This is a genomic window from Cytophaga sp. (assembly GCF_051961495.1).
In the GTDB taxonomy this organism is placed as follows: domain Bacteria; phylum Bacteroidota; class Bacteroidia; order Cytophagales; family Cytophagaceae; genus Cytophaga.
The window spans coordinates 1-6,430 of sequence record NZ_JBQCDF010000304.1 but is presented as its reverse complement, the minus strand read 5'-3'; the positions used below and the strand labels follow the sequence as shown (position 1 = coordinate 6,430).

Sequence of the window (6,430 nt, the reverse complement as noted above, 5' to 3'; positions counted from 1 at the left end):
GGATCGATGAGTTAATGAAGAACAATGGTTACTATCATTTCAATCCTGAATTTCTGGTATACGAAGCAGATACTATAGGCGCCACTTCCAGCGTGGTGATGCGACTAAAACTCAAACCACAAACTACCGAAAAAAGTATCCGCAGGTATACACTTTCCGGTGTTTATGTTTTATTGGACAGCAGCTATACTGCCAGGCATTTTATACATGAAGCAGACACAGCAAACATAGACCATGTAATTTTATACCTGAACGAAGATTTCAAACCCTCACCTATTGCGCAGTACGTATATTTAAAAGCAGGTGATTATTATTCAAGAGAAAACCAAAGACTGACTTTAAGCAGGCTCATGGGTATGAATCTCTTTAAATATGTAGACATCTCCATTGATGAAAAAGATTCCACACACTTAGATGTATATATTCACCTTTCGCCTTTGCCCAAACGTTCTGTCAGTATTGAAGTTGATATGGTAAGTAAATCCAATAATTTTATTGGCCCGGGCCTGAACCTGAACTATACAGATAAGAATCTATTCAAAGGAGGAGAAAAATTAAGCTTAGGATTTCATGGTTCTATTGAAACCCAGTTAAATGGTCAGTTCAAAGGTTTGTACACATACGAATTCGGCCCACAGATGAACTTTACTATTCCAAGGTTTATACTTCCCTTCCCTGTAAAGGCTTCCAGCTATTTTACACCAAACACATTATTCACTTCCAGCTATACATTTCTGAAACGTGTGAATTATTTTGAAATGCGCACACTGCAATTATCTTTCGGATACAAATGGAAAGAATCTTTACCTATTGAACATTACCTTCGACCGATCAACATCAGCTTTTTCAACATCAGCCACATCAGCGATGATTTCAATGCATTACTCCTGAGCAATCCCGCCCTAAGGCGTCGTTATGAAGACCAGCTGATTGCGGGTGTTATGTATTCATACACCTATAACCAGCAGGTATACCCGAGAAGAAAAAATCAGATCTATTTCAATGGCAATATTGATATCTCAGGAAATACACTCAGTGCATTAAACGCGCTTAGCGGAAGTCCGGAAAATAGTATCGGTGCCAAAACTATTGCCGGCATTGCCTACGCGCAATATGCCAAGTTCGATATTGACTTGCGCAATTATTTGAAAGTTACCCGAAAAACTGTTTTTGCAAGCCGCATGATATTAGGTTGGGGCATTCCTTATGGCAACTCTTCAGCACTACCTTTTGTAAGAGGCTTCTTCTCTGGTGGTGCGAACAGCTTACGCGCATTTCCGGTCAACTCTGTGGGTCCTGGTACGTATCGGTTGCCTGATAGTTTACAAAGTTCTTATTTCATCCAGCAAGGTGGTGATATAAAAATTGAATGGAGTGCGGAATACCGTTTCCCGATTGTAAGTATTTTTAAAGGAGCTTTTTTTGTAGACGCCGGTAACGTGTGGTTATATAAGAACAATGATTTAATACCAGGCGCACAATTCAAATTAGAAAAAGCATTTACGGAACTTGCTGTTGGCGGAGGTTTTGGTTTACGTGCAGACCTGAGTTTCTTTATTATACGTCTGGATTTAGCTACTCCTGTACGAAAGCCCTGGCTGGACGAAGGTGAACGATGGGTACTTGACAATATGAACCTGAGCAGCAAAGACTGGCGGAGACAAAACCTGATTCTGAATATTGCAATTGGTTATCCGTTCTAAACTATTATATATCATACTTATTGCTTATTCAATACTAAACTAAAAAGGTGGTATGAGATCACACCACCTTTTTAGTTTAATAAGCCTTTGGAACTTAATCCAGACCTACCAACACAAATGCGCCCCAATAAATAGGCTGCTGGTATTTCTGCAGGATATACATTTTGGCATCGTACAAAGATTTACGTTTATTCCCTGTTTTCAACCAGTTTTTATAAAATTCATTTAGCAAGTCTGCTGTTATTTCATCAGACACTTTAAACAAACTCATAATTAAGTTATTTGATCCGGCAACAATAAAGGCGCGTTGTAAACCATACACACCTTCGCCCAATTGTACATCACCCAGACCTGTTTCGCAAGCACTTAATAAAACCAATTCAGTATTATCGAAATCAAGGTTCATCGCTTCATAAGCAGTCAGTAAACCATCTTGCTTGTTAAAGTCTACGTTGTCCTGATCATTCAATAATTCACCGCCATCTGAAAGCAATAAACCTGAACGGTATAATGGGTTTTGGGAAGACTCATTTTCCAGTTCAGAATCAAAACCAGATTTCTTTAGATCGGGAAGGAAATATCCATGTGTTGCAATATGGAAGAAACGCGGGCTCTTCAATGATTTAATTTTTTCTTCTGTGGCAGCTTCTCCAATGAGAAGATCTGAAGGTACATTGTTTTGTTGCAGGAGATCAGCGATTTCTTTAACCTCTTTCTCCGCACCAGGTAATTGTGGAATGGTTCTATCATTCACATCAATAGTGCTGTTCACATAATAAACAGGATTACCAACAAGAGTAAGCTTACCTGATTTTGTTTTTGTTTCAGCAACAGGTGCTGCTGTCTTACGTTGATTTTTATAGAATTCTGTTAGTACGTCTTTAGTATTGGCAACCTGAACAAACTGATATTTTTCCAATTGATATTTTGCATCAGGTCCTTTTAATGTTTCCAGGTTAATCTGGTTGAAAACACCTTCCGGAGCAATAATAATTCTGGTTTTACCCGCAGGTATTGCTGCCTGAATTTTTTTCCAGTAATTGTTATAAGAAGACTGATCTTCAATGTTAAATTTCATGCAATTGCGATAGTATTTAACATATCTCGTTTCCATTTCTTTTCCATTTGTCATGGCAACCAATTCCGGATAAGATTTCGTGTCTTTATGCAATACCAATGCAGCATATATAGTAGTATCGGTGAATTTTGTATTAAAATGTCTGAAACGGATCATTTCAATCGCAACATCGTTTTGTGTAAGTGCGTTCTTCAATTGTTTCCAGTCAAATACAAGTTTACTTTCGTAACTATCCGAGAACAATTCAGAAGACTCTGAAAGATACTTCTCAAGCGATTCAATTTCTTTCTGAAGTTCGGCTTTGTTTACACCATTCTCCTGTATCTGTTCATTACTCATTGAAAGCACTGTTGCCAGATATTCTTTCTTACCAATCCAGTTCTGATAGGCATCAATCAGCTGTTTATTACCGCTGTTAAGAATACGCTGGCGGACTTTGATAGAAGAATTCAGCATCAATGCCTTGGTTGACAAAGTCATGTTGTATACGTTCCCCATCAATTCAGGTCTGTTTTCCTGTAATTGATAAGCCATGGAATAGTAAAATTCAAAATCGGTTTTAATAATATTCCATGCTTTCATTTTTTCACGTTCACTCAAGGCAGGGAATTGTACATTAATAAATTCCAGATAGCCTTTTATGGCTTCGTCATAAGATTTCACTGCATTATCAAAATCTTTTAAGATAAAATACATTTGTCCGCTCTTACACAAAGCTCTTGTATAATCCGGATGATTCGTACTGAACGATTCAGCATATATATCTTTCGATTTAATGAAAGACATATTCGCGTCTACATATTTTTCTTTGCGGTAGCTGATAAGTCCTTTCAAATAATTATAATCAGCAGCATGCCTGTCTGTAGCTCCAAATTTAGCCAGCCAGATTTTATTTGCCGCTTCAAGATTTTGTTCCGCTAAATCTTCTTTACCGGTTTCCAGATAGAATAAAGAAAGGTTCTTCAATACATCCGCATAAATTGGTGTATTTTCATTCAGCTCAGTTTTAATTGTTTTTAAGGAAGCCAGGAACAAGGATTCAATTTCAGAATTTTTCCCTTTGTTGTAATAAAGAATAAGAGCCAGATCATTTTTGGCAAGAGCCACCTGCACGTGTTCCTCGCCATACAACTTTTTATAAATATCCATTACCTTCAAAATATTTATCTGAGCTGTATTATAATCTCCAATAGCGGTATGGATATCCGCATACAGTTTCAGCGATTCAGCATATCGGAGAGAGCTCGTTCCAAAAATCGACGCGCAGATGTTCATTGCACGTGTAGCGTATTTTTCAGCTTTGGAATAATCGCCTTTGATAAAATATAAAAAACCAATCTGGTTCAGTGGATTAATCAATGTTCTGTTATCTACACCAAACCGTTTTTCACGTAACTGAATAGATTTTAATAAACTTTCTTCCGTTTCCTGATATTTACCGATATGAATATAAAGGATAGCAAGTTCTTCAATCGAAGAAGAAAGTTTAGAAGATTTCAATGTACGTTTAGATAACTTCAGGGCTTTCTTTAAATTTCTTTCAGCGTCATCATACAGACCTTCAATAATAAATAAACGGGCTTGAGTTTCAAGTACAGCGGCATAGGCAAGATTATCGGTAGGTAAAGCATATTTCTTAAACAGGGCAAGTGCTTCACCTAATTTCAATTCGGCATTTCCGTAATTTCCCTGATAAATATCCAGGTTGGCCTGTACTTGCAATGCAGTTCCATAATTCACATTAAGTGTGCCGTATCTTTTAGTAACAATAGTCAATGCTTCTGCAGCAACCCGTTGTGCTTCATCAAACCTGTCGGTCAATTCAAATAACTGCGCTTCCTGATACAGATAGGTAATGTATTTCACATGCTGATGATCAATCGCATTGCTTACGATCTGATCCAGACTGTATTTATAAGTCTCTTCGGCCTGCTTGAATTTATCCGTATACATTACATAGTATGTTGCCCGATCCAGCAGCTGCATGTGGTAATTAGGAGATTGGTCGCCAAGAAGTTTTAATTTAATATCTGTGGCCTGTTCAATGGCAAGCTCCGCTTCGTCGTATTTATCAAGTTCAACATACGCATCAGACAATAACTCCAGCAGATAGGCACGATCCAGATGTACCATCGGAATCATACCTTGTTTAGCCAGGATCTTATCAAGATTTTTGATTGCACCTTCCCAATCTTCATTGATTATACGTTGTTTGATATCAAGCAATAATACTTTACTGTAATAGTAATTATCGTTTCCGTAATAGCGTTTTACGCGTACGTCAAACATGGTTTCCTTTTTTCTGAAGTCAGAACTCTGGCTCGTTAATTTGTATGTAGGTATTAAATATTCAAAAATAAGGATGGCTTCACGACTGTAATTCTTGTATCTGCCGTATTTTGTTTTTAGAAGTGTTTCGTAAGCCTGATCATAAAACTTGTTTGCATCTTTTACTTTCCCAAGCGTTTCGGCTAACCTCCCTTTATAAAAAAGATTCTCTACGTAGCAGAGATCCTTCGTTCCGACATTCTGTTTGATCCATGCATTGGCATTGGTGAGGATGGAATCCATGGATTTATAATTTCCATTATCCAGAAACATTTCGGCCTGCATATTAAGCATACGTGCATATTCACGTTTGCGCAGCATGAGCTCCATTGTTTTAAGTTTGTATACTTTTGGGTACCCGGTTTTCGGGTCCGTACGCATTTCTTCTTTTACGATTTGTCTTTTCCTGAAAGCAATAATTTCAGTAAGTCCTTTCTGCGCCCGGATATAAAAGCCCTGACGGTACAACGTAATTACAGAACTTTTCTTGAGGTCATAAAACAGGTTCGAATCTTTCAATCCGCCTTTTTGTATGATACTGTAAATATCACCCAGGTAATTCGCGGCATGTACATAGTCTTTATACGACAGGTAGGTATTAATGGCGTAATTAATGGATTTCGCATATTGATACACATCTTCTTTCGAAGCCTTTTTTAATTCATTATCTCCTTTGGCCATGTATTCTTCATAAGCTGTAAAATTGCCGTCCAGCTCAGATCCACGTGCATATAAAAAATATGCCCGCGCCAGTATCAAGGCATCGGACTTGTTTGAAGAAAGTAAATTATTAATCAGAATTCCGTTTGAACGGACCCCTAATTTATAATCACCTTTTTCATAGTAAGCTTCAATTTTTGCGAATGCAGATTCAAAAGGGCCTTCAGCAGCTGTAGCCAGAAAAGAAATGCTTAAGCCAACAATCAAAAAGACTTTCCGTAACAATGTATTCATGTTTAATTATTTAAAATATCAATGCTGTAAGTTCCTAAAATTGTAAGAGACGGACAATAGAGGCTGTAAATAAGTATTGTACAAAATTGCACAAATTAAAGACTGCGCTTCATTATATCAGTAATGTGAATAATATCTTTTTCGACAAGACCTGTACCGGAAGGTACACATAATCCTCTACCAAAAATTGAATCTGAACAACCATTCCTGTAGGAATTATATTGCTTAAAGGCAGGTTGATTGTGCATGGGATTCCACAATCTTCTGCTTTCAATATTTTCTTTTTCAAGACTGCTGATTATATGATCCGGAGTAACAGAAACAGGTAATTCTATACATGTCAGCCATGCGTTATCTATGCCGTGTG

Annotated in this window: 3 protein-coding genes; 1 reads left to right on the top strand and 2 read right to left on the bottom strand. The window is 37.5% G+C overall.

The annotated features are described in order from the left end of the window. Positions 1–1,703: translocation and assembly module lipoprotein TamL (gene tamL / locus ACTHJT_RS16885; RefSeq protein ID WP_440240376.1), on the top strand; the 1,703-nt coding region annotated here is incomplete at its 5' end. Between the two features lie 94 nt (positions 1,704–1,797). Here the strand turns inward: tamL and ACTHJT_RS16880 are convergent. Next, complete coding sequence (locus ACTHJT_RS16880; RefSeq protein ID WP_440240374.1) at positions 1,798–6,063, bottom strand: CHAT domain-containing protein; 4,266 nt, start codon at positions 6,061–6,063, stop codon at positions 1,798–1,800. A gap of 95 nt (positions 6,064–6,158) precedes the next feature. Beyond that, positions 6,159–6,430, bottom strand: a 272-nt coding sequence (locus ACTHJT_RS16875) for a DegT/DnrJ/EryC1/StrS family aminotransferase (protein WP_440240372.1), incomplete at its 5' end; no start/stop codon positions are given.

Coding starts and splice junctions, on each gene's coding strand:
- ACTHJT_RS16880 (WP_440240374.1), bottom strand. CDS start 6,063: ATGAATACATTGTTACGGAAAGTCTTTTTGATTGTTGGCTTAAGCATT.